Origin of the sequence: Rhodococcus sp. DMU2021 (genome assembly GCF_019641445.1) — a bacterium.
Taxonomy (GTDB): Bacteria; Actinomycetota; Actinomycetes; order Mycobacteriales; family Mycobacteriaceae; genus Rhodococcus; species Rhodococcus pyridinivorans.
The window spans coordinates 1-697 of record NZ_JAIFKB010000102.1; the positions used below are offsets into that span (position 1 = coordinate 1).

At 67.7% G+C, this 697-nt stretch carries 1 protein-coding gene; it reads right to left on the reverse strand.

The window, feature by feature from the left end; genetic code table 11:
- Window position 1: 1 nt before the first annotated feature.
- Window positions 2–697, reverse strand: a 696-nt coding sequence (locus tag K3M35_RS25845) for a carboxyl transferase domain-containing protein (protein WP_308257130.1), incomplete at its 5' end; no start/stop codon positions are given.

Sequence of the window (697 nt, forward strand, 5' to 3'; positions counted from 1 at the left end):
GTCACAGCGGAATGTTTCCATGCTTCTTCGGCGGGAGCGAAACCATCTTCCGCTCGAGCAGGCGCAGCGCGGAGACGATCTGTCCGCGCGTGTGCGACGGCGGGATCACCGCGTCGACGTAACCGCGCTCGGCGGCGACGTACGGGTTCACCAGGGTGTCTTCGTACTCGTTCTGCAGCTCGAGGCGCAGCGCGTCGACGTCCTGACCGTTCTTGGCGGCCTCGAGCAGGCGCTTGCGGTAGACGAAGCCGACGGCGCCGGAGGCACCCATGACGGCGATCTGCGCGGTCGGCCACGCGAGGTTGACGTCGGCACCCATGTGCTTGGAACCCATGACGTCGTACGCGCCGCCGTAGGCCTTACGGGTGATGACCGTGATCTTGCCGACGGTCGCCTCGCCGTAGGCGTAGAGCAGCTTGGCGCCGCGGCGGATGATGCCGTTGTACTCCTGCTCGGTGCCGGGCAGGAAGCCGGGAACGTCGACGAGCGTGATGATCGGCACGTTGAACGCGTCGCAGGTGCGGACGAAGCGCGCGGCCTTCTCGGACGCGTCGATGTCGAGGCAGCCGGCGAACTGCGTGGGCTGGTTGGCGACGATGCCGACGCTGCGGCCGTCGACGCGCCCGAAGCCGACGATGATGTTCTTCGCGCGCTCGGCCTGGACCTCGAGGAACTCGTCGTCGTCGAGCAGGCGACG